General features: G+C 41.2%; 19 protein-coding genes and 6 pseudogenes. 21 read left to right on the forward strand and 4 right to left on the reverse strand.

The window, feature by feature from the left end:
- Nucleotides 1-94: 94 nt before the first annotated feature.
- The 10 genes from Q4Q52_RS20380 (at nt 95) to glmM (ending at nt 12,131) form a co-directional block, all read left to right on the forward strand.
- Nucleotides 95-1,276 carry a glycosyltransferase gene (locus Q4Q52_RS20380; RefSeq protein WP_311991503.1) on the forward strand — a complete coding sequence of 394 codons (1,182 nt, stop codon included), beginning with the start codon at nt 95-97 and terminating at the stop codon, nt 1,274-1,276.
- Between the two features lie 19 nt (nt 1,277-1,295).
- On the forward strand, nt 1,296-2,333 hold the full coding sequence (locus Q4Q52_RS20385) for a polysaccharide biosynthesis protein (protein WP_311991504.1): 1,038 nt from the start codon (nt 1,296-1,298) through the stop codon (nt 2,331-2,333).
- The gene (gene wbjC, locus Q4Q52_RS20390) at nt 2,334-3,437 is read left to right on the forward strand and encodes a UDP-2-acetamido-2,6-beta-L-arabino-hexul-4-ose reductase (protein WP_311991505.1); all 1,104 of its coding nucleotides are present in this window, start codon (nt 2,334-2,336) and stop codon (nt 3,435-3,437) included.
- A gap of 19 nt (nt 3,438-3,456) precedes the next feature.
- Nucleotides 3,457-4,587 carry a non-hydrolyzing UDP-N-acetylglucosamine 2-epimerase gene (gene wecB, locus Q4Q52_RS20395; protein WP_311991506.1) on the forward strand — a complete coding sequence of 377 codons (1,131 nt, stop codon included), beginning with the start codon at nt 3,457-3,459 and terminating at the stop codon, nt 4,585-4,587.
- Nucleotides 4,587-5,801, forward strand: a complete 1,215-nt coding sequence (locus tag Q4Q52_RS20400; RefSeq protein WP_311991507.1) for a glycosyltransferase family 4 protein — start codon at nt 4,587-4,589, stop codon at nt 5,799-5,801. Before wecB ends, Q4Q52_RS20400 begins: the two co-directional genes overlap by 1 nt.
- Complete coding sequence (locus tag Q4Q52_RS20405; protein ID WP_311991508.1) at nt 5,798-6,403, forward strand: GNAT family N-acetyltransferase; 606 nt, start codon at nt 5,798-5,800, stop codon at nt 6,401-6,403. The genes Q4Q52_RS20400 and Q4Q52_RS20405 overlap by 4 nt, the downstream gene beginning before the upstream one ends.
- Before the next feature lie 9 nt (nt 6,404-6,412).
- Nucleotides 6,413-7,576, forward strand: a complete 1,164-nt coding sequence (locus Q4Q52_RS20410) for a DegT/DnrJ/EryC1/StrS family aminotransferase (RefSeq protein WP_311991509.1) — start codon at nt 6,413-6,415, stop codon at nt 7,574-7,576.
- Complete coding sequence (locus tag Q4Q52_RS20415) at nt 7,569-8,165, forward strand: sugar transferase (protein ID WP_115334241.1); 597 nt, start codon at nt 7,569-7,571, stop codon at nt 8,163-8,165. Before Q4Q52_RS20410 ends, Q4Q52_RS20415 begins: the two co-directional genes overlap by 8 nt.
- Before the next feature lie 599 nt (nt 8,166-8,764).
- Nucleotides 8,765-10,705 carry a nucleoside-diphosphate sugar epimerase/dehydratase gene (locus Q4Q52_RS20420; protein ID WP_311991510.1) on the forward strand — a complete coding sequence of 647 codons (1,941 nt, stop codon included), beginning with the start codon at nt 8,765-8,767 and terminating at the stop codon, nt 10,703-10,705.
- Nucleotides 10,706-10,778: 73 nt separating this feature from the next.
- Nucleotides 10,779-12,131, forward strand: a complete 1,353-nt coding sequence (glmM, locus tag Q4Q52_RS20425; RefSeq protein WP_311991511.1) for a phosphoglucosamine mutase — start codon at nt 10,779-10,781, stop codon at nt 12,129-12,131.
- A 334-nt stretch (nt 12,132-12,465) separates the two neighbouring features.
- Here glmM and hepT read toward each other — a convergent pair.
- A pseudogene (gene hepT, locus Q4Q52_RS20430) lies at nt 12,466-12,766 on the reverse strand (type VII toxin-antitoxin system HepT family RNase toxin); the annotation flags it as partial.
- A 234-nt stretch (nt 12,767-13,000) separates the two neighbouring features.
- Here hepT and Q4Q52_RS20435 point away from each other — a divergent pair.
- A complete protein-coding gene (locus Q4Q52_RS20435; RefSeq protein WP_311991512.1) occupies nt 13,001-13,510 on the forward strand; it encodes a hypothetical protein in 510 nt (169 codons plus the stop codon).
- Between the two features lie 668 nt (nt 13,511-14,178).
- Nucleotides 14,179-14,958, forward strand: coding sequence for a hypothetical protein (locus tag Q4Q52_RS20440; RefSeq protein ID WP_311991513.1), 780 nt, complete (start codon nt 14,179-14,181; stop codon nt 14,956-14,958).
- A 335-nt stretch (nt 14,959-15,293) separates the two neighbouring features.
- Here the strand turns inward: Q4Q52_RS20440 and Q4Q52_RS20445 are convergent, their stop codons facing one another.
- Nucleotides 15,294-16,292 (reverse strand): hypothetical protein, encoded by a 999-nt coding sequence (locus Q4Q52_RS20445; protein ID WP_311991514.1) that lies wholly within the window; start codon nt 16,290-16,292, stop codon nt 15,294-15,296.
- A gap of 133 nt (nt 16,293-16,425) precedes the next feature.
- On the opposite strand from Q4Q52_RS20445, the pseudogene Q4Q52_RS20450 reads away from it, so the two are divergent.
- Nucleotides 16,426-16,590 (forward strand): annotated as a pseudogene (locus tag Q4Q52_RS20450) (IS4 family transposase); the annotation flags it as partial.
- 93 nt (nt 16,591-16,683) lie between these two features.
- Here the strand turns inward: Q4Q52_RS20450 and Q4Q52_RS20455 are convergent.
- Nucleotides 16,684-16,809: pseudogene (locus Q4Q52_RS20455) on the reverse strand (IS4 family transposase); the annotation flags it as partial.
- Between the two features lie 408 nt (nt 16,810-17,217).
- Here Q4Q52_RS20455 and Q4Q52_RS20460 point away from each other — a divergent pair.
- The 7 genes and pseudogenes from Q4Q52_RS20460 (at nt 17,218) to Q4Q52_RS20490 (ending at nt 20,913) form a co-directional block, all read left to right on the forward strand.
- The gene (locus Q4Q52_RS20460) at nt 17,218-18,585 is read left to right on the forward strand and encodes a HipA domain-containing protein (RefSeq protein WP_311991515.1); all 1,368 of its coding nucleotides are present in this window, start codon (nt 17,218-17,220) and stop codon (nt 18,583-18,585) included.
- Nucleotides 18,582-18,962 carry a helix-turn-helix transcriptional regulator gene (locus Q4Q52_RS20465; protein ID WP_311991516.1) on the forward strand — a complete coding sequence of 127 codons (381 nt, stop codon included), beginning with the start codon at nt 18,582-18,584 and terminating at the stop codon, nt 18,960-18,962. The genes Q4Q52_RS20460 and Q4Q52_RS20465 overlap by 4 nt, the downstream gene beginning before the upstream one ends.
- A 239-nt stretch (nt 18,963-19,201) precedes the next feature.
- Nucleotides 19,202-19,441 (forward strand): hypothetical protein, encoded by a 240-nt coding sequence (locus Q4Q52_RS20470; RefSeq protein ID WP_311991517.1) that lies wholly within the window; start codon nt 19,202-19,204, stop codon nt 19,439-19,441.
- Nucleotides 19,442-19,445: 4 nt separating this feature from the next.
- The gene (locus Q4Q52_RS20475; RefSeq protein WP_311991518.1) at nt 19,446-19,712 is read left to right on the forward strand and encodes a hypothetical protein; all 267 of its coding nucleotides are present in this window, start codon (nt 19,446-19,448) and stop codon (nt 19,710-19,712) included.
- Between the two features lie 168 nt (nt 19,713-19,880).
- Nucleotides 19,881-20,267 (forward strand): annotated as a pseudogene (locus tag Q4Q52_RS20480) (IS3 family transposase); the annotation flags it as partial.
- Between the two features lie 111 nt (nt 20,268-20,378).
- Nucleotides 20,379-20,621: a type II toxin-antitoxin system ParD family antitoxin gene (locus Q4Q52_RS20485; RefSeq protein WP_311991519.1), complete on the forward strand. Its 243-nt coding sequence runs from the start codon at nt 20,379-20,381 to the stop codon at nt 20,619-20,621.
- On the forward strand, nt 20,614-20,913 hold the full coding sequence (locus Q4Q52_RS20490) for a type II toxin-antitoxin system RelE/ParE family toxin (protein ID WP_311991520.1): 300 nt from the start codon (nt 20,614-20,616) through the stop codon (nt 20,911-20,913). The genes Q4Q52_RS20485 and Q4Q52_RS20490 overlap by 8 nt, the downstream gene beginning before the upstream one ends.
- A gap of 488 nt (nt 20,914-21,401) precedes the next feature.
- Here Q4Q52_RS20490 and Q4Q52_RS20495 read toward each other — a convergent pair.
- Nucleotides 21,402-21,719: pseudogene (locus Q4Q52_RS20495) on the reverse strand (transposase); the annotation flags it as partial.
- Nucleotides 21,720-22,050: 331 nt separating this feature from the next.
- Here Q4Q52_RS20495 and Q4Q52_RS20500 point away from each other — a divergent pair.
- A pseudogene (locus Q4Q52_RS20500) lies at nt 22,051-22,416 on the forward strand (transposase); the annotation flags it as partial.

The following is a 22,416-nucleotide window of genomic DNA, read 5'->3' on the forward strand; positions in this document are numbered from 1 at the left end:
TTACATGTGTTTTTTCTATGTTATTCCTTTTTTGTTGTTTTTTCCTCACGTGCTGTTCATAAGGCATTGTTTTATTACTTAAATTAAAATTAATATGAAAATTATTCAAATAAACTCAGTTTGTGGCATTGGAAGCACAGGCCGTATTGCAACGGATATCCATGTGGCGATGCAAGCTAAAGGCATTAAAAGTTGCATTATTTATGGCCGTGGTGAGGCAAGATCTTGCGATAGTGCTATAAAAGTCAGCAGTAAACTAGATTTTTACAGTCACGCATTGCAAACACGGATATTTGATAACCACGGTTTTTGCTCCATCAAAGCGACGAAACTAGCAATTAAAAAAATTGATGATTTGCAGCCTGATATTGTACATTTGCATAACATTCACGGTTACTATCTTAATGTTGAGCAACTGTTTGTTTATCTAAAACGGAACCCTCAAATTAAAGTGTTCTGGACGCTACACGATTGCTGGGCGTTTACTGGTCACTGCGCATATTTTGATTTTTGTGGTTGCGAAAAATGGAAAACGGAATGCTTTAGTTGCCCACAAAAAAATTCTTACCCTGTCAGCAATGTGTTAGATAATTCCCAAAATAATTATCAGCGTAAGAAAGTTGCATTTACTGGTGTCAAGGATTTAACCATAGTTACACCATCGCGTTGGTTGGCAGATTTGGTGAAGCAATCTTATTTAAAAGACTATCCTGTACAAGTGGTAAATAATGGTATTGATTTAGCTGTGTTTCACCCTCGCCAGAGCGACTTTAGAGTTATACATAATTTGGTTGATAAATTCCTGATTATAGGCGCTGCTTCAGTGTGGTCGCCGCGTAAAGGGTTTGATGATTTTATTTCCCTCGCTAAAATGCTACCGGTTAACTATCGGTTGGTAATGGTAGGGTTAACGCCAGATAAAATTAAAACACTGCCTAGTAATATCATCGGGATTCACCGCACCGACAACCCCATCGAATTGGCCGAACTTTATTCTGCGGCTGATGTTTTTTTTAATCCAACTTACGAGGATAACTACCCAACTGTTAACCTGGAGGCTATCGCCTGCGGCACGCCCGTGATTACTTATGACACCGGTGGCAGCACTGAATCTGTGAGCGCTGAGCATGGATTTGTGGTTGCTAAAGGTGATGTGGAGGCAGTGTTCGAGGTGGTAAAAAATTTGTCGCTGCAACCATTCGCCATGGGTAAGTTACCTGTAAGTTTCGATAAAGATAACTTTGTAGACGAAATGCTTGCTCTTTATCATCTGTAAATTTCATTAAGGTCTTTTTATGTTTAACGATAAAATTTTGCTTATTACCGGCGGTACAGGTTCTTTTGGTAACGCTGTATTGAATCGTTTCCTCGATACTGATATTGCTGAAATTCGTATTTTCAGTCGGGATGAAAAAAAGCAAGATGATATGCGCAAAAAATACAATCATCCTAAGCTTAAATTTTATATCGGTGATGTGCGAGATTATAACAGTATATTAAATGCTACTCGTGGCGTGGATTTTATTTATCATGCTGCGGCGTTAAAGCAGGTGCCGAGTTGTGAGTTTTACCCAATGGAAGCGGTTAAAACCAATGTGCTTGGCACCGAAAATGTTTTAGAGGCCGCTATTGCTAACCAAGTTAAGCGAGTGGTGTGTTTAAGTACCGATAAAGCGGTTTATCCAATTAATGCCATGGGTATTTCTAAGGCTATGATGGAAAAGGTGATAGTGGCTAAATCTCGTAATGTTGATCCTGCAAAAACAGTGATCAGTGCAACGCGTTACGGTAACGTCATGGCATCACGTGGTTCTGTTATTCCGTTGTTCTTACGTCAAATCATTAATGATCAAGCTATCACAGTCACGGATCCCAATATGACTCGCTTTATGATGACGTTGAATGATGCTGTTGATCTCGTTTTACATGCCTTTGAACATGGTTCGAATGGTGATATTTTTGTGCAAAAAGCCCCCGCTGCTACGATTGATGTTCTTGTAAAAGCATTGCTAAAAATCACTGATAAACCTAATCATCAAGTTAATATCATTGGTACCCGTCATGGTGAGAAGCTCTATGAAGCTTTATGTAGCCGTGAAGAAATGTTTGTCGCTGAAGACCAAGGCGGTTATTACCGAATTCCGTCTGACAATCGCGACCTCAATTACTCTAAGTACAATGAGGAAGGCGAAAAAGATTTGTCTGTTATTGAAGATTACAATTCACACAATACTGAGCGTTTAGATGTGGATGGCATGGTCAAGCTGCTTCATAAGCTGGATTTCATCGCAGATATTGAGGCCGGCAGCCTAGTAGTTCCCGAGGGTGTGTAAATGAAAATTGTTGTCACTGGTGCAAAAGGTTTTATTGGTAAAAACCTCTGTGTCATGCTGCGTGAGCATGGCCATCAAGACATTGTGGAAGTCGATCGTGAAACATCTCGAGAAGAGCTTGCACAGTTTCTCAGCGAAGCTGACTTTGTTTATCATTTAGCTGGTATCAATCGCCCAAAAGATGAAACAGAGTTTCAACAAGGGAATGCAGACTTAACATGCTTTATTACTGAGCAACTGAAACAGTTTGATAAACCAGTGCCCTTGGTTATTAGCTCTTCTACGCAAGCCGAACGTGATAACGCTTATGGGCAAAGTAAGCGTTTAGCAGAGCAAGCGGTTGAACAATATGGTATAAATACAGACGTCTCTTATTATATTTACCGATTTCCGAATGTTTTTGGTAAATGGTGTCGTCCAAACTACAATTCTTTTGTGGCCACTTTTTGTTACAACACGCTTAATGATTTAGATATCAGTATTAATGATCCCTCGGCTCCAGTAACTTTGGTTTACATTGACGATGTTTGTCATAGTTTAGTTTCGCTTCTCGACGGTTCCTCAGGTAGCGGTTTTAAGCGTGTATTGCCAGAGTATCTAACCACAGTGGGTGAGGTTGCCGATCTATTAGGTGCGTTTAAAGATAGTCGTGATAGTTTGATCACTGAAAATGTGGGTTCTGGTTTGTGTAGAGCACTTTATTCCACTTACCTTAGCTATATGTCACCAGCACAATTTAGTTATGCCATTCCTAGCTATGGTGATGAGCGTGGTGTTTTTAGTGAAATGCTAAAAACTAAAGATGCTGGACAATTTTCGTTCTTTACTGCTCACCCTGGTATTACTCGTGGCGGTCATTACCATCATACAAAAAACGAGAAGTTTCTTGTAGTTAAGGGAAAAGCACTCTTCAAATTTGAACATATTGCGACTGGTGAGCGTTATGAGTTGCAAACTGAGAGTCGCTCTCCTCGAATAGTTGAAACGGTTCCTGGTTGGTCACATGACATAACTAATATTGGTGATGAAGAAATGATCGTAATGCTGTGGGCTAATGAGATCTTTGATCGTGAGGCTCCCGATACGTTTGCCAAGCCATTATAATTATTCTAGAGAAAGCAAAATGAAAAAATTAAAAGTCATGTCTGTCGTTGGTACGCGCCCTGAAATTATCCGTTTGTCCCGTGTATTAGCAAAATTGGATGAGCACTGTGAACACATTTTGGTTCATACGGGGCAAAACTACGATTTTGAGCTCAATCAAGTGTTTTTTGACGATTTAGGCGTACGAAAACCGGATTATTTCTTGAATGCGGCAGGTAAGAATGCTGCAGAAACCATCGGGCAAGTGATAATTAAAGTTGATCAAGTTCTTGAAGAGGTGCAACCAGAAGCGATGCTTGTGCTTGGTGATACTAACTCTTGTCTCTCTGCTATTCCTGCAAAACGTCGTAAGGTGCCGATTTTCCATATGGAAGCAGGTAATCGATGCTTTGACCAACGAGTACCTGAAGAGACCAATCGTCGTATTGTCGACCACACGTCCGATATTAATCTTACGTACAGCACTATTGCCCGTGACTATTTGTTAGCTGAAGGTTTACCTGCAGATCGTGTCATTAAAACCGGTAGTCCTATGTTTGAGGTGTTAAATCACTATATGACTCAAATAGATGGATCTGATGTTCTTGCTCGTTTAGGTTTACAGAAAGGTCAATTCTTTGTCGTTAGCGCGCATCGTGAAGAGAATGTCGATTCTCCTAAACAACTAACTAAGTTAGCAGAAACGTTAAATCGGGTTGCTGAGCATTACAATCTGCCTGTCATTGTCTCAACACACCCACGTACTCGTAATCGAATTGAGGTACAAGGGTTAGAGTTTCACCCAAACATTCAATTATTGAAACCACTTGGTTTCCATGATTACAATCACCTGCAAAAAAATGCAAAAGCTGTGCTTTCTGATAGCGGCACTATTAACGAAGAATCTTCAATCATGAATTTCCCTGCGTTAAATTTACGCGAGGCGCATGAGCGACCAGAGGGTATGGAAGAAGCATCGGTTATGATGGTCGGTCTTGCGGTTGAGCGTGTTATGCAAGCTTTGAATATTTTAGAGTCTCAACCTAGTGGTGATGAAAGATTGCTAAGAAGAGTTCAAGATTACAGCATGCCAAATGTTTCAGACAAAGTTGTGCGAATAATTCATTCTTATACCGATTATATTAACCGTGTTGTTTGGAAGATGTATTAATGCGGATTCTGTTTATCAGCCAGTTGTTTGACCCTGAGTACTCAATTAAAGGTTTGGAACTGATGAAACATTGGGTTAATCAGGGGCATGAAGTCGAAGTATTAACAACTTTCCCTAATTACCCTACTGGCAGAGTATTTGATGGTTATAGTGTTAAGTTTAAAAGTACTGAACTGTCCGGTGGCGTTAAGATTACTCGCCTTTGGTCGCATATTTCTCACTCAAAATCAAAACTGTCCAGAGCGACAAGTTATTTAAGCTTTACTTTTATGGCGTTATTCGCTGCTTTGCTTGGTAAAAAAGCAGATCTAGTTTATACCTATCACCCACAGTCTACGACAGGTTTAATTGGTATTGCGATGCGGGTAATACGTGGGACACCTTATATTACTGATGTGCAAGACTTATGGCCTGATGCATTGATTGCAACAGGGATGAATAAGAAAAGCTTTATTGTAAAATTAATTGGTAAGTGGTGCGATGTTATTTACCGGAGTGCATCGCAGGTGATTGTTTTATCTCAAGGTTATAAAGCTGCCTTAATAGATAGGGGCGTTAGACCTGATAAGGTGACTGTCGTTTACAACTGGTGCCCTGAAGAGAAGTTAATTGACAAAGTATTAGTGCAACAATGCCAAATTAATCACTTGACGACAAAGCCCGCCCATATATTTTATGCCGGAAATATGGGAGCCGCTCAGTCATTAAAGACATTGATAGATGCTGTTTCTACTTTTAATCGAGATGACGTTCAGTTGACTTTGATTGGTGGTGGCGTTGAAAAGCATGACCTTCAAAAATATATTCTTGAGCTTAACATTGCCAATGTTGATATTAAAGATTATGTACCTCCTAACAAGATTTTTGCAGTACTGTCAGAAGCAGATATTTTAGTAGTTCATTTACGTGATGCACCATTATTCAAAATAACGATACCGTCTAAAACTCAATCATCCTTAGCGATGGGAAAACCTATATTAATGGCAGTTGGTGGTGAAACTAACGCATTATTAGAGTCTGCAAATGCTGGGGTGACTGCTGAACCAGGCGATGTTAACTCTATCATATTAGCGATCAAAAAGCTGTTATTAAAACGTGAGCAGTGGGGTGATATGGGGAATAATGCGCGTGATTTCTATTTAAAGAATATGTCGATGTCAATTAATTACGCGAAGCTCGATAGTGTGTTAAATATGGCTGTAGAAAAAAAATGATCATAAGAGATGCAACGCAAGAAGATATATCAAAAATAGTGGAAGTTCATATAAATGCCTTCCAAGGTTTTTTCTTGACAACTCTAGGCCGTGGATTTTTAACAAGGCTATATGAAGGTTTTCTATTTAAAAATGATGGGATATTGAGGGTTGCAATTGCTGATGGAGAAGTTATTGGTTTTTCTGCTGGTACTACAACTCCAGAAACTTTTTTTGCTGAGCTTCGGCGTGATAAATGGCTCAGTTTTTTGAGAGCTGCGATACCTGGGCTTATGCTCAATCCTGCTGTAGTTATAAAGAAACTTTATCATGCGCTTTTTTATAAAGGGGATCCTATCGAGTCGCTGGAATCTGCTGCATTGTTAAGCAGTATTGCTGTTGATCCGAGTTGTACTGGAAAATCGATAGGTAAAGTTTTACTAGAAGATTACGAATTCCAAGTTAGCCAAAGAAGTAAGCTTGAATATGTTTACTTAATAACTGATAAGTTTGGCAATGAGAGAGTCGTTAATTTTTATAAGAAGTTACAATATATCCAAGACTCTGAATTCTGCCAGTCAGGCAATAGAGTTATGCTCCGTTTTATTAAGAAAATAATTTAAGAGGCTGTAATGTCTAGAAATTTTTTACCCTTTGCGCTGCCTGAAATAGGTGAAGAAGAAATTAATGAAGTTATTGATTCACTTCGTTCTGGTTGGGTGACTACTGGTCCAAAGGCCAAGCGTTTCGAAGAAGAGTTTACTGATTTTTTGGGGTTAAAAGGGCTTGAATCAATAGCTGTAAACTCTGCTACATCTGGACTTCATCTTGCTCTCGAAGCTGTCGGTGTTGGCACTGGTGATGAAGTAATTGTTCCTACTTATACTTTTACTGCGACTGCAGAAATTGTGCGTTATTTAGGGGCGACACCTATCATGGTTGATGTAGACCCTACGACCTTTAACATGACAAGTAAAAGTTTTGAACAAGCAATCACTGAACGCACAAAAGCTGTTATTCCTGTGCATTTTGCTGGCTTAGCCTGTGATATGGATCCAATTATATCCGTCGCGAAAGAATACGGTATTAAGGTTATTGAGGATGCTGCTCATGCATTACCGACACTCTATAACGGTAAATTGATAGGCACCTTAAGCAGTGATGTTACAGTCTTTAGCTTCTATGCTAATAAAACCATGACAACTGGTGAAGGTGGTATGGTTGTAACTGCAGATCCAGCAATTGCTAAGCGATGCAAGATAATGCGATTACATGGTATTAGTCGTGATGCATTCGATCGCTATACTTCAACGAAGCCAGCATGGTCTTACGAAATTGTTGCGCCTGGTTATAAGTATAATATGCCGGATATTGCAGCGTCTATTGGCATTCATCAACTTAAGAAATTGCCAGCTTTTCAAATTAAGCGTCAAGAAATGGCTAATTTCTATAATGATGCACTTAAAGATTTACCAATTGAATTGCCGGCGTTGCCTTCTGAAAGATGTTCACATGCATGGCATTTATATCCCATTAGATTGAAAGCTGAAGCGAATATTTCACGGGATCTTTTTATTGAAAAAATGTCTGAGAATGGAATAGGCTGTTCAGTACATTTTATACCCTTACATTTACATCCGTATTGGCGTGATACTTATAACTTAACTCCTGAAATGTTCCCTGTAGCACAAGGTATTTTTGAATCTGAGGTTAGTTTACCATTGTACACAAAGATGACTGATGACGATCTAGTACGCGTTGTTTCTGCTGTTAAATTGGTGCTTTCAAATGGCTAAAAGATTGTTTGACGTTGTATGTGCATCACTTGGGATATTTGTACTTATCCCGTTATTTTTGATTATTGCAGTATGGATAAAACTGGACTCTAATGGGCCCGTTTTTTTTCGTCAAGTTAGAGTTGGCCTAAATGGCGTCCCGTTCCGTATTCATAAGTTTCGTACTATGGGGCTAAATTCAGAGTCTGTCGGGCGATTAACCGTCGGTAGCGATCCAAGAGTGACCCGCTCGGGTCAATTTTTACGTAAGTCTAAAATAGATGAATTGCCACAACTTATTGATGTCTTTGTGGGGAATATGAGTTTGGTAGGCCCTAGACCGGAAGTACAAGAGTTTATTGACTGTTACCCAAGTGAGCTTAAACGTGAAGTTCTATCGGTGAGGCCTGGAATTACAGATCTTGCTTCAATCGAAATGGTTGATGAAAATGAAATTTTAGCGAAATATAGTGATTCTAGAAAGGCTTACATTGAACAAATTCTTCCTATTAAACAACAGTATTATGTTAATTATGTGAGAAATAATAGCGTATTAAAAGACATCAAGATTATCTTCAAAACAATTTTCAAAATTGTTCATCGGAAGTGAGTGCAAGCGCTCAAACTCAATTTGAGTTGATGCAAGCTAGAAGTTATAGTAATTTTGCATGTTTTTGGAGATTAAAGTAGGCCTATATGGCCTCTTTATTCTGAAACTAACGCTAGATATTTACCGTTTCCTCGCTACTTTATCTGATTTGGATAACTGCCTCAGGGGGATTTTATTTAGGCAAGTGAAACATGAGTATTCAAAGACATTTTCCCCCGCAGATGATCTCAGTTGATGAAAGAGCCTACTTACTAGTCTTGTAGATTGCAGAGTTCTCGCAGCAGTATCGAATTGCATTGGGCGCATGAGGTTAATGCTATCGCAGGATTGTTTGATTTTGCTTGGTCTAATCGCGTGTTTTACTCTGCCGGTGGGGAACGGTGCTTCTAGATAGCTATGTTTTATCCCACTTGTTAACACTAAGTTTGAATTTTTTTAAAGTTAATGCCGTGAAATGTTGTATCCCTTCTAGATTACGTGCTGTTTTGCATTTTAAATCCATACTGGGTGCTATAATGGGGTCCTGATATATCGGGTAGTGTCGAGTCAACGACATTGTAGTTGGTTAAATTATGAATAACATGTCATTGGAGCAAAAGATGGAATTTTTGCAGTTTTTATTTTCGTTAAAACGGTCGCAAAAGCGTGTTGTCAGTGTAGCAATTGACTCTGTTTTTCTGCTGTTTGCCTTTTGGTTTGCCTTGGTGGTTCGTGTTGATCACTTGGCAGTACTAGTCAATATCCAATACTGGGGGCTTATTGCTTTAACAATTCCAGTGAGTATTGCGGCGTTTGTATGGTTAGGGTTGTATCGCGCTGTACTTCGTTATATTGGCTCGCAAGCGTTTACTGCAATTGTTGCGGGTGTTGGTATTTCAACTGTAGCTCTTGTTTTACTTGCCTATTATGGCGGTGTTGATTTACCTCGTACAGTTCCCTTTATTTATGCTGCTTTTGCGTTAGTGTTTGTTGGCGGGGCGCGCTCGCTTATGCGGTCTTTAGTTGGGGCGGGAATGAATCGTCGCGGTGAGCCCGTGGTGATTTATGGTGCAGGCGTTAGCGGCCGCCAAACGGCAATTGCCCTTGCGCAAAGCCATGAGTATCATCCTATTGCCTTTGTTGATGATGATGAAACCTTACAAGGTACTGCTATACAAGGCTTGCATGTACATGCACCGCAGGAACTACGTAAGTTAATTAAGCAAAAAGCCACTGCACGTGTTTTGCTAGCTATGCCTAGTGCTTCGCGTTCACGTAGACAAGAGATTATCAATCTGCTTGAACCACTTACGGTAAAAGTGATGACCTTACCCGCTATGGCAGATCTTGTTAGTGGGGATAAGTTATTTAGTGACGTAAAAGAAGTTGAGATTGAAGATTTGCTGGGGCGTGATTCGGTAACTCCGAGGCAAAATCTGTTGACTGCCAATATTAAAAATAAAGTGGTGATGGTGACTGGAGCAGGGGGGTCAATTGGCTCTGAATTATGCCGGCAGATTTTAAAGCAGTCACCTAAAAAGCTAGTGCTATTTGAGTTATCAGAATTTGCACTTTACTCAATTGAAAGAGAACTTATCGCTACAGCCCAAGAACTTAATTTAAATGTAGAAATTCTACCTATTATGGGGTCTGTACAGCGTGAAAATCGTGTACAAGCGGTAATGCAAGCCTTTAATGTGCAAACTGTTTATCACGCTGCGGCATACAAACATGTGCCTTTAGTTGAGCACAATGTGGTTGAAGGTGTCCGCAATAACGTTTTTGGAACCTTGTATACTGCTAGAGCTGCAATTGCCGCAAAAGTTGAAACCTTTGTGTTGGTATCTACCGATAAAGCCGTGCGGCCCACAAATGTGATGGGTACCACTAAACGTATGGCTGAACTGGCTTTGCAAGCATTATCCAAAGAAGAACACCAAACGCGTTTTTGTATGGTGCGTTTTGGTAATGTACTGGGTTCTTCTGGCTCTGTTGTACCATTATTTCGCAAACAGATTGCCAATGGCGGTCCGGTTACTGTTACTCACCCAGAAATCACCCGTTTTTTTATGACTATTCCAGAAGCATCCCAACTGGTTATTCAAGCGGGGGCTATGGGTAAAGGTGGTGATGTATTTGTGCTGGATATGGGCAAGTCTGTCAAAATTGTCGATTTAGCTGAAAAAATGATTCGTCTCAGTGGTTTTGATGTGAAAGATGAAGTTCATCCAAATGGTGACATAGCAATCGAGTTTAGTGGTCTGCGCCCTGGTGAAAAACTCTACGAAGAATTACTTATTGGTGATGATGTAACAGGGACAGATCATGAGCGTATTATGACTGCTAATGAGATATTCCTGCCTTGGGTCCAATTAGAGCAAATTCTTAATCGCTTGGATAAAGCTTGTCATGAGTTTAACCACGAGGCAATTCGTGAGATTTTGCTCACTGCACCTACGGGGTTTGCACCAACAGATGGTATTTGTGATCTAGTGTGGCAGCAAAAGAAATCATCAAAAATTACTGATGTTAAAGCTAAAGTAGTCACTTTGGTTTCTTAGTTTAAGTTTTTTAAAAAGCCAAATCAGTTCTGATTTGGCTTTTTTCGTTTATTGCTATTTTTAAGGATGAAGTATGTCTAGGAAGTATTTTGGAACTGACGGTGTGCGTGGCAAAGTTGGTACTTTCCCTATTACCCCGGATTTCGCGATGAAGTTAGGTTGGGCTGCTGGCACTGTGCTTGCGTCCACGGGCACTAAAGAAGTGCTTATTGGTAAAGATACCCGTAGTAGTGGTTATATGCTTGAGTCGGCTATGGAAGCGGGGTTTTCTGCTGCGGGCGTGAATGTTGCGCTCATTGGCCCTATGCCGACACCCGCGGTGGCTTATTTAGCCTCTACATTTCGTGCTGACGCAGGGGTAGTGATCAGCGCATCGCACAATCCATTTTATGATAATGGCATTAAGTTCTTTTCTAATTCCGGCACTAAGTTAAATGATACCCAAGAACTTGAAATCGAAGCCTTGTTAGAAAAGGCGCTTAACCAGAATGCTATGCAGTGTGTTGCCTCGGAAAAGCTGGGTAAAGTGCGCCGTATCGATGATGCTGCTGGTCGTTATATTGAGTTCTGCAAAGGCACTTTTCCAAATCATTTGTCTCTAGCGGGATTGAAGATTGTTGTCGATAGTGCCCATGGTGCTGCATACCATATCGTGCCTAATGTTTTCCGTGAACTTGGTGCTGAAGTGATTAGCATCAATGATAAGCCTAACGGCGTGAATATTAATGATCACTGCGGCGCGACACATTTAGATAGTTTGCAAACTGCGGTTATGGTGCATGAAGCTGATTTAGGGATTGCGCTCGATGGTGATGCTGACCGTGTTATGTTTGTCGATCATAATGGCCATGTGGTTGATGGTGATGAGATTTTATTTATTCTTGCCCAGGCAGCCCACAGCAAAGGTGAAATGACAGGTGGCGTGGTTGGTACCTTAATGTCAAATCTTGGCTTAGAGCTTGCGCTTAAGCAGATGGAAATTCCTTTTGTTCGTGCCAAAGTAGGCGACCGCTACGTAGTTGAACAGCTTAAAGCGACTGGCTGGCAATTGGGCGGTGAGGGTTCAGGACATATATTGAGTTTGCAGCATGCTTCAACGGGTGATGGTATTGTTGCATCCTTACAGGTACTTAAAGCCATTTTAGAGTCAGGTAAACGTTTAGCCGAACTTAAAGCGGGGATGACTAAATTGCCGCAGGTACTTATTAATGTGCGTTTAACCTCTGGCAGTGCCGACAGCATTTTGGCTTTAGAGAGTGTTAAGCAGGCCGTGATTACTGCAGAGGAAGTATTAGGTAACCAAGGTCGAGTGTTGTTGCGCAAATCCGGAACAGAGCCCTTAATCCGAGTGATGGTGGAGTCAACCGATAATCTGATGACACAGACTCAAGCCGAGTTTATCGCAGATGCAGTAAGAGCGGCATAAAGCGGGCGCTTCGCGCGAGAATCTAGGGCGTTGCTCGATAACTGCTCCTGCTTTATTCTACCTCCTGCATCCATGCAGTCGTACGCAACTGCTAGGACGCAGCAAAAAGCGCTGCTGCTAGGAGGCCTTCGGCCCTAGGACGCTCGCAAACTCGCTCTAGCTTCTACGAACGCCGCTTTGCGACAACCGCAGGGTGAAACAAGATGAAACCCATATCCTACGGATATTCCACACGCGATTACGCTTGCCTAGTCAGTGTTAATAGTTTGATTTAATTAAAAAAAACCCTATGAGCTCCTCAGGGCTTGTTTAAGCGGCTTTAGGCTAGAGTGATTCAATAACGCATTCTTGGACAAAATTTTATCACTTCAATAAATTGCTCAAAATCCTCAAGATGATGCTGTACAACATGCACAACGATATCGAGGTTGAGTTCTTGGTAGTCATGTATTGCGATGTTTCTTAGGCTAACCATCTTTTTTTAAATTGTCTGCAAGCTGCTGATTAATAATTTCATTTTGTGAAAGTAATGTAAAGCTATCACGGCTACTTTGGGGGATACCCAGTTGTTGTTGGCGGTTAATATGGTTTGCTATGTCGATACTGGCTTCGCAGCAGCGTTGTAAATTGAGGATAAATTTTCTTGCTTCAATTCTCGCTAAACCAAGTACTGTTCTTTTTTGAGTATCGGGATAACGATTTCTTGTGAAAGGCGGTTCCTAGCACATTTTTAAGAACGTGCAATTTCGTTCAGCGGTGATTTAACGCTGTTTAAATGTTTTTTTTGTATTTTTGTGATGCATTTCCGCCCAATTTGCGTCATTGCGCTATGCTTCAGTGATATCGCAGCCCCTGAGTAAGGAGCAATAATGCAATACCCAGCGTGGAAACATCGCGCGTTAGCGGCGCTCGAACGGCAAGAGCAAATTGAGCAAAATAGTGGCTATGACGTTCGAGAGTCACTGATTGCCGTGTCGACCATACAGCAATGGGTTATCGAAAATAGCTGCGAAGAGCAAGCCGAGTTTTTAACGCAATTGGATGCCTATTTTCATCGTGTGCGGCAGAATTGGCCGTTTCCGGGTGAATACAATGGCGGAACCGCCACCTTGGGCAGTTGCCGCAGTGCGATTGAGCTAGCTGTGCTTAATCAAAACTTAGCGCCTCATCGCACAGTGGAACCCTATCGCCAAATTCAACCGCAGGTTATGCGGGTGGCGTCATCGCCCATTCGCCGCTGGTTTAAACAATACTATCCACATTGGTTTATGCGCTGGGGACGACCATGCCTTAAAGTTGAGATAAAATCTTTCGCGATTGGATTGTTAATATCGTCGGTAATCTTTTTGCTAATCTATGCCGGCATGTATAACAGTTAGTGGGAGGTAAAAAGAAGATGGCCGCGTGTGACCTTTTCCCGGAATAAATGCCAATGTGGCCAGTTTTTAACAGATTGCCTGTTTTAAAGTGCGCCTATTTAAATTTTTTACTGATGTTGGAAATTGACTTTACAATATAAAAACATGGCGGTGTCAGGCATTTAGGTTGATGAGACATCGCTACCTTAAACGTATGTATTAATACGAAAAGCCATTATCATTTGTTGATACCTGACTTCAAACACCTTACGCTAGGCGTTACTAAAGGTTCTGCATACAAAAATGCCAAAGAAGCAGCTACAGCCAATGGTAATATTAACAATAAAGTATCCCTCGAATCTTGTGACTTTTCATAACTAGACGTTGATCCTCAAGTACAAGCTCACAAAGCATGGGAATGCACAGTATCATGGAAAGCGAACAAAAGAGGCGAAAATTTAACCAGTTAAAGTACTAGATACCTCGGTTGCTATGAACAAAAATACCTAGCCTGCAAAAGGGCTAGATAAATCCTACAGTACAACTTCAGTACAAAGGGAACCATGCCAAAATTTCAGTTAAATTTTTTTATAAGCAGCTGTATCTTCAAAGTTTTGTTGCCAATAACATTAGCCTTAATAGGTTGTAGCAATGTCACGCCCAGCCAAAAAACATCAACGCTTTTTGATTTGAGCCAAATCCAAGATAGGCAAGCATTAGGCGAGTTTCTGAATCTGGCATGTGAATCGGGCTGGCCGGATGTAAACCTTGTGATGATGCTCACCCCACCGCACGAGCTTCTGAGTGAAGAGATGATTCCTTGTAGCGATAATAATAACAACAACAAATCCTCTCAACCTTATAGCTATTTGAGCCCTCAAGATGAAGCTTGGTTGTTCGAAGCACACAGAATAATCCAGAAAGATTACTTTAACTACATGAGCCAGTGGCTGCGGCCTGAGCAGCCGCAAGAAATGAGTTTTTTACACCGCGCATTTGCCACACGACCCTATCTGACTGCTCGGATGATGGCGTCGGCGCGTGGCCCCCATATTGGTGATGCTTGGCGCCTGTTAGCCACGCATATGGATCGCATTTTATTGGTATCTAATCACGATGAAGATCGCCGTCTACTGGCGTATGCTATGGCGCGGGACAGCCGCGAACATGCAGCACTGGATATTATTGCCGAACAACTGCAAAAAGGTGATGCGTTAGCTCTTCAGGTATTGCCTTATGTGGCACTGGATATGCCTGAACCAATAGATGACGAAATGGCTGATATGTCAGAACCTGAGCTAGGCTATCGCGTGGTTCCTATGTTGGAATCCTATATTATTCAACAAAACTACCCTACATCATTCTGCCATTGGGCAGCACAATTAAAACAAGGGCCACTGAAGTATTACGCAAATATGGTCGTAAATAATTTTGATGAAAACTTGGCTTGCTCGAAAGAGCCCGACTAACAGGGTTCAGAGTGGTTTTTCTCATTTGCGGATGACAATGACACGTTCATGTCATTTTGATAATAGAGGTCAAGGTCTATTTCAAACTACACTGACACCCATTGTTGCCGTTTTAAAAACACAGTGTAACTCATTGCCTTGCCATCAATAGTTGTAACATTGTCTCTTTATTGGCTCGCTCATAAGATGAAACTTTTTTCTGCTCAATGGGGGTGACGTTATCGTAGCTCTTATCGCAGACTGACCGTCTGGTTAACTTATCCCAATACACGGACACGATCAGATATTTGACCTCGGTATTGTCTGGGTGAGGTATGTATGTACCAAGCTTTGAGTTAATTATGCTTTTCATATAATCTAATTAATAAGGTATAATCACGAAAGCTTGGACGATTTGTTCCCAAAGCCTTGTTGTTATCTTTATCTACATAATTCAAACTATTATATATACCTGAAAATCCATAAAGTGTACCGAGAAGGTACATTTGATTATAAGGATTAGAAACATCTTCTTCAGTCAAATCCATTTTTGCGATAAGCGCGCCACCACTGGCTCCACTATAAGTTACAGTTTTTGGAACAATACTGTCTCCTCTTGTTAAGTCTTCCACTTCTACTCTTTTGACATCAATAGAGTCATCGTAGGTAAGAACTTTTCCACCTTCACCTCTATAAGAGTCTGCGTTAAAGCCAGCAGAGATAATTTGAGTTGGATATTGTGTAAGAATCAATTCCTTTGGAGAAAATTCCATTTCTGTTTCTAAAAGTAGTGGCTTAATTTTTGAAAAAGGAATTATAGAATCAATTTCAAGCAGCATTAGATCTGTTTTAAAATCGAAATCTAGAATTTTTACATTTTTTGTTATTGTCTGACCTCTGACAGTTGTTGCCCACGTTATAATTGCAATATCTTTTTTCTTTGGTTTATCTATTTTTTCCTTAATATTGGCGTATTCGTTTATACAGTGTGCGGCTGAGCCAAGTTTATTTGAAGAAGCTCCAGGAGTTCCAGATACCAGGGATGCAGAACAATGAGATACATGCCCTTTTTTTGTCTTAATAGTAAGTCTTCCTACAGCATCTAGGTATGAAGGCGAAGAAGCAGTTTTGACTTTTCTTTTATCAAATTTTTTGAACTCATTAAAGTCAGTTGTATAGGCCTCAGCCTCTTCATCTGACATAGCATCATCAACTTGATATACCAATCGGATATTATGATCAATCGAATCATGGAGTGAAACTGCAGGGGTTGCACAGTCATAGACTTTGGCGAATGTAAAAGAATTAGGTAGTATTAAAAAAATGACCAACAAATATAACTTTGATTTTTTCAAAATATCTCAACCTATGCTGGTTTCGTACTGAGGAATCCCCTGATGATTTACAAATAAATCATTAAATTAGGGTGGAAGCGCATCTTGTTGCATGATCAAATGGTTTCGCCAAAAACTAAACTTGGACAACAAGATGCGCGAAGCCAATATCCTACAACATTCTTTACACCAATTCTGCCCAGAACTTCACCTATAACGATTAAACAGCTTGATGCTGGCCTCTAAGGCACGTCTTGAAAGCAAGACGCTGACCTTGACTGAGTTAGGTCGAAACTTACCAACCACTGCCCGAACCGAACCGATGTTTTTCAAGATAGTTGTCACTCTTTGTTTTAATAGGTTATGTGATTGATAATACCCAGGCTGCCAACAACTCTTTCTCCGTGATTTAATAATCCGGCCGTCTGAGAACTTCCAACCCCAAGCGAATCGTTGAGAGTACCGTACGATGCCCAATGGTATTGGCCTGAAAATGCCTATCCCAGCCCTGTTGCTGTGCATGCAACCCAACTAGCCACAACAGCGCATAGTAATACTGTGCACAGGTTTGATTTGCAGGAAGGGAACGGAACGTGTCAACCTCACTTGAGCCAGTTCGGTAATCATTAAGTTACTTTTCGATCGCCGCTGCAGGGGCGGGAAGTTGACCCTTTATCCACAGTGGCTTGATCTGCATCCTCGAGTATCGGATTAATGTAGACCTCAGCTAGCGGCATCGAGGAGCGTTCCGTCAACCGTCAACCGTCAACAGCGTCTTTGCTTTTCCTCCTATTTTAATTGTGTGGCTATTTTTGCGTTTTGCAGGTGTCATTAATTGCGAGGTTTCTTAATTATTGAGTGTTACAGGTTGCATTAATTGGCTATTCTGTCTATTTTTGAGTGCTATAGCGTTCATTAATTGTCGTCTGCTTTTAGGGGTTAGGTAATGCAAATTTTAACGGTGCAGATGAACATTGCCGGAGAATGGCGTGATGTTGCTATGGTGGGGTTTTATGCGCCAGAGAAGGGCACTGGCGGGCCATGTGTATTAAATTATGAGATCGAACATGTCACGTCTTACTTCCATCAATTTGCGCAAACTGCAGTGAGTGTATCGTTACCCGTTGATAATATCCCGTTGCGAAGCCCTCACTGGCATCGTGTTTTAGAAGATATTATGCCGGCAGGCTCCAGCCGGGATTATTGGGTTAAGCGGCTTGGATTGCAGGATATGCCTAATTTGGAACGGGATTTCCAATTGTTGAAATATGGAACTATCGCGCCAATTGGCAACTTACGTATAAAAGAATCGGTGCCTGAAAAGGCTAAAAGATCATTACCTGTTACCTTTAGTATCGCTGATGTCAGTGAGTTGCAGATTGATTTTATTGAGTATGCACAGTCTCGCGGTGCTGCTGCAGGTGGCGCCTCCGGTGCAGGCGGGGCTGCACCTAAGTTATTAGTGCGATTAAATGCGCATCAAGATGTTTGGATTGATACCTTTCAAGATGATCCACGTAATCTCGATCAGCCTTATTTAGTTAAGTTTCCAAGGGGTAAAACCACTCTGGATAGCGATATTTTGCGAGCAGAGTATCATTTTTATCATGAGCTTACACAATTGGGCTTTGAGACTATTTCCGTTGAGTCGATGAAGCTTATTGAAGCTGAGCGTGGCCCTTCTTTATGGTTGCCACGCTTTGATTACGGTGTTGAGGCGGGAGCAATGGTGAGTTATGGCATGGAGTCGGTTTATGCCATTTTAGGTGAGCCGACAGCAAAGCCTTTGCTGCATGCTGATGTGATTAGACGGCTTTTGGCCGCGTTTAATAAAAAAGAAAACTACGGTAATACCAGGACGTTACTTGACGTTGGGGCTGAGCTTGAAGGCAAGAGTGGCATTGAGGCGTTTGTGGTTGAATGGGTGCGAAGAGATTTATTAAATATTGCCTTTGGAAATTCAGATAATCATGGCCGAAATACCTCTTTCATCAAGTATGGAAACCGCGTCCAGCTGGCACCCATTTATGATTTTGCGCCCATGAAAGCAGATTATGAGATGATCACTCGGACCTTTACCTGGGGCGAGGAGATGGAGTTAGGTGGCGTGTATAACTTTCCTGCAATTGCAGAACATTTATCCGATTTATTGTCGCCTAATGAGTTAATGAGCGCTTTGAATGAAACTGCCGTGCGTTTGCTTGGTTTGGAGCAGCGTTTACGTCAGCGGGGTGTGCCTGAATCGATTCTTGCGCATTCGGGAATTGGTTTTGCCACGTTAGAAGCGAGAATGCAGCAGTGGGGGCTATTATGACGGTTTCATCTAATGTCGCAACGGATTCGGCTGAAATAAAAGGCAGAGGTGGTCGAAAAAAAATTTCGGTTAATCGAAAGCCTTTGACCCTTAAAGATAGGGAAGATTTACTATTAGCCGCTACATTGGATCTCTTTTCGGGGAAAAAGACTCAAGGTCAAGTACTTAAATGGCTGCGAGTTGAGTTGTTATCACTGAGCCAGGATCAATATGCCAAAATGGTTGGCGTTAGCCGTAAAGCCTTGTCTGATATAGAAAGCGATAAAGGTAAAAACGGTGTTGAGTTGATTAATCGAGTTTTTAGCGGAGTCGGGTTTCGTATTGCATTAATGCCAAAGGATAGTGTCGTGCTAAAAATGGCGGTAGAGGCGATTTAGAAGCTAAAATTTAGAACGCCACTACGTGGCGCTATGGTTCATTTGCCAACGTCTTAAGCGACTTTGGTGAGTTTTTACATTTTTGGTAACTTGGGTTTGTAAACATTTCATCAGAAGAAAATATTTATGGCTTCCCGTGCTATGGGCTTTATGCAAGCACTTGGCGGTTATCTAAGAGCAGCGGTATCATTCGACAACAGATACAGTCTGCACGAACCAACACCAGACCAAATGGCGCAGTGTACCACGAAGTGTCGCCGACACGATTAATTGTTTCTGAAAATCATATTGGTGATATTTCTAAGGTATTCCAAAGCCATAATGGAACTCTTAATTTATTAAACAAGAATTTTTGGCAACATGTTCTGCCACATCGTCACATTTATGACGCAGCAAAAGCACCAAGTCCTAAAGCAAACATGCGAAAAGCTTTTGAGAATGCGGGAGCTGAAAAAACAACAGCCTGGCCGTGGGAGTAATATTATGAAACTTAATGACTTATTTATTGCTGATGGGATTATTGAGCATTACAGCTTTGAAAATAACATCTTATTGCTTTTGTTTAAAGACTTTAGGGGTTCTACTTACACTTTGAAATTCAACGGCTGTACCAGCATTGAAGAAAGTGGCAGTGTTGGCTTTAGCTTATGCAAAGCGAGTAGTAGCAATAACGAATGGACTGTTTATGATGATGACGGTCAAGTTTTAGCTGTGTCGTTTTCTTCAGTTGAAATTACCAAGAAAAGTTAAGCTATATATCAATCGTGAATTGATTGTATTTGTCGGGCACTATTTTGATTTTGCTAGAGACAACAAAGCCCACACTCATGGGCTTTATTTCTGACCTAGGCTTCCAGCTCGCTCAGCCTATTGTTCTGCGAGGTACTCACTGACGATGGCCTTGTGTTTATTGATTTTGGCTGGTCGATGAGTAATCGTATGACGGCTCAGCTGGCTTGTGACGCGCTGATAATGGCGCTGTTCCGCCGTAGATTCCCGAAAAACGTGATTGTTCATAGCGACCGAGGCAGCCAATATTGTTCACATGCTTATTTAAATCTGATTTAAAAACATAAACTTATCCAAAGAGTGAGCCGCAAAGCCTGCTGCTGGGACAATGCCTGTGCAGAAAGCTTCTTCCATTCACTGAAGGTTGAGGCCATTCAATACGAGCCAATCATGGACCGAGAAACCATGAGAAAAACCGTGTTTGAGTATATAGAAGTTGATTACAACAAAACCAGAAGGCATAGTTCACTTGGCTATTTAAGCCCTGAGAATTTTGAACTGAAGAATAGTGCTTAGTTAAGTGTCCAAAGTTAGCGGATCAGATCAGGGTTGACCAGTACACTTTGATTTGGTATCTAACATCATATATTATTACTGTGTTAACTATTCACACAAATAGGTGTAAACATGTCAAGGACAACCAGTGTTACTATCGGATCACAGTTAGATGAGTTTGTCGGTCAGCTTATTTCGTCAGGTCGCTACGGCTCGACAAGCGAAGTTGTTCGTTCTGCCTTACGACTATTAGAAAGACAAGAAAACCAGACCATAGCTTTGAAAATGGCGATTGAAGCTGGTGAGCAAAGTGGTGAATGCACATTATCACTTCATGACATCGCTGCAATGGTGAAACAAAAGCACAATGTATAAACTTTCCAACCTTGCTGCCGAAGACTTTGAGCGAATTTTTGAATACACCTTATTGAACTTTGGTGTTAAGCAAGCGGATGACTATACAGTAAGTATGCATAAGGCTTTGTTGGCAATCACTGAGCAGCCTCTAATGGGGCATGAGTGCCCTGAAATTGCTAAAGAACTTCGACGTTATAATCATCATAAACATGCGATTTTCTATAAAAAACAGCCTTATGGGATCTACATCCTTCGCATCCTTCATCAACAAATGGAACCATTACGGCATTTTTATCCAGATATTGACTAAAGCCCAACGCGCCAAAAATGTAAAGTTAGCTTTTACATAGCTCAACTCTTTGCGAGCTTGTTGGATCATGGCTGTTTAATGGCAGTTAATGTGAGTCCGCCAAAATGAATGCAAGCCCGTTGTTAGTTAATCTGCGCCCATTGGCAATTAATTTGAGTTGGCGGATTTGCTTATCGAGTTACCGCCGTTGACTCCAGCGGTCGAAAAGTAGAAAAAACTGGTATAGATCCAGATGAAATCATAAAAGAAGTAAAACAAAACGCATTATTAATAATGAAAACTGTTTAACGACGAGAGATAGGCATAACACTTTTGCAATCAGCTCCATTTCCTGGGGCTTTTTCTTGTCTAAAACTGGGCAATTTGTCCAGCAGCCTGGGTAGTCGTGACCAGTAGAAGTGTTCAGTCTCTAACAGCCGTGTGCGCGATTCGGTGCAGCGCCACTATGTGGCGGCACTGGAGAAAAGTAAGCGTCTGGGCAACTACACCTATCTTTTAAAATTCCAAGGTAACAGGCTGTCGATATCCGGTGCTGGTTGGCACAGTTCATTAAGACAAACCATGATGTAATCAAATGGCACTAAGCCATTAACCTTTGCGGTTTCGACAATGCTGTAAAGCGTGGCGCTGGCATTAGCCCCATTAGCTGTCTGACTGAATAACCAATTTTTTCGGCCAATCACAAACGGTTTTACTGCTCGCTCAGCACGATTATTATAAATACTCAATCTGCCATCATCAACATAACGAATGAGTTTGTGCCATTGATTGGCCAGGTAATTAGCTGCCTCTATCAGTTTGGTATTACGCAAACGGTGGGCTGAAAAGAATTTAGCTCAAATCTAATCTGACGGAGTCGCCAGAAAAACGGGTAATTGTCAGAGCAGATCTGAGCGTGTACACCGTTATCAACCAGTATTTGATAAGACAACAGCCGCTCAACAACCCTGCGACAGCACAATAATGAGGGCAGGGAAGTGTCTCAAATGGCCATTTTTAGCCAAGTAAATGTCTCAGCGCTAAAGTGATTTATGCTTAAGATTCTGAATTTTATTTGAAAAAACCTATAGTGTTCTGGTCTAATCCCATCGGACACTTAATTTTGAGACAGTATGGTCAATAAATTAAGAGGTCTATATGAGTCTGAAGAAATCACATAAGAGTTATCCCCAGGCATTTAAAGATGAAGCTGTCTTGATGGTGCTAGAACAAGGTTATAGCGTTGCCGATGCGGCAAAGTCTCTTGGAGTTAGCACGAGCCTGCTTTACAACTGGAAGGAAAAACACCAAGCCCTGAAACAAGGTGTCACCTTAGAAGAGTCTGAGCGTGATGAGCTAAAACGATTACGTAAAGAAAACAAAGAATTACGAATGGAGAAAGAAATTCTAAAAAAGGCCAGCGCCTTCTTTGCGAAAGAAATGAAGTAAAATTTCGTTTCATCAAACGGCAATCCAACCTGTTTCCCGTAGCACTGTTATGTCGAGTAATGAGTGTAAGTAAAT

The sequence above is a fragment of the Shewanella sp. SP1S2-4 genome (genome assembly GCF_031932075.1).
Lineage (GTDB): Bacteria > Pseudomonadota > Gammaproteobacteria > Enterobacterales > Shewanellaceae > Shewanella > Shewanella baltica.

What these genes read in the sequence shown, in the direction of transcription:
- Q4Q52_RS20380 (WP_311991503.1), top strand. Translation starts at nt 95, where the DNA reads ATGAAAATTATTCAAATAAACTCAGTTTGTGGCATTGGAAGCACAGGC.
- Q4Q52_RS20385 (WP_311991504.1), top strand. Translation starts at nt 1,296, where the DNA reads ATGTTTAACGATAAAATTTTGCTTATTACCGGCGGTACAGGTTCTTTT.
- wbjC (WP_311991505.1), top strand. Translation starts at nt 2,334, where the DNA reads ATGAAAATTGTTGTCACTGGTGCAAAAGGTTTTATTGGTAAAAACCTC.
- wecB (WP_311991506.1), top strand. Translation starts at nt 3,457, where the DNA reads ATGAAAAAATTAAAAGTCATGTCTGTCGTTGGTACGCGCCCTGAAATT.
- Q4Q52_RS20400 (WP_311991507.1), top strand. Translation starts at nt 4,587, where the DNA reads ATGCGGATTCTGTTTATCAGCCAGTTGTTTGACCCTGAGTACTCAATT.
- Q4Q52_RS20405 (WP_311991508.1), top strand. Translation starts at nt 5,798, where the DNA reads ATGATCATAAGAGATGCAACGCAAGAAGATATATCAAAAATAGTGGAA.
- Q4Q52_RS20410 (WP_311991509.1), top strand. Translation starts at nt 6,413, where the DNA reads ATGTCTAGAAATTTTTTACCCTTTGCGCTGCCTGAAATAGGTGAAGAA.
- Q4Q52_RS20415 (WP_115334241.1), top strand. Translation starts at nt 7,569, where the DNA reads ATGGCTAAAAGATTGTTTGACGTTGTATGTGCATCACTTGGGATATTT.
- Q4Q52_RS20420 (WP_311991510.1), top strand. Translation starts at nt 8,765, where the DNA reads ATGGAATTTTTGCAGTTTTTATTTTCGTTAAAACGGTCGCAAAAGCGT.
- glmM (WP_311991511.1), top strand. Translation starts at nt 10,779, where the DNA reads ATGTCTAGGAAGTATTTTGGAACTGACGGTGTGCGTGGCAAAGTTGGT.
- Q4Q52_RS20435 (WP_311991512.1), top strand. Translation starts at nt 13,001, where the DNA reads ATGCAATACCCAGCGTGGAAACATCGCGCGTTAGCGGCGCTCGAACGG.
- Q4Q52_RS20460 (WP_311991515.1), top strand. Translation starts at nt 17,218, where the DNA reads ATGCAAATTTTAACGGTGCAGATGAACATTGCCGGAGAATGGCGTGAT.
- Q4Q52_RS20465 (WP_311991516.1), top strand. Translation starts at nt 18,582, where the DNA reads ATGACGGTTTCATCTAATGTCGCAACGGATTCGGCTGAAATAAAAGGC.
- Q4Q52_RS20475 (WP_311991518.1), top strand. Translation starts at nt 19,446, where the DNA reads ATGAAACTTAATGACTTATTTATTGCTGATGGGATTATTGAGCATTAC.
- Q4Q52_RS20485 (WP_311991519.1), top strand. Translation starts at nt 20,379, where the DNA reads ATGTCAAGGACAACCAGTGTTACTATCGGATCACAGTTAGATGAGTTT.
- Q4Q52_RS20490 (WP_311991520.1), top strand. Translation starts at nt 20,614, where the DNA reads ATGTATAAACTTTCCAACCTTGCTGCCGAAGACTTTGAGCGAATTTTT.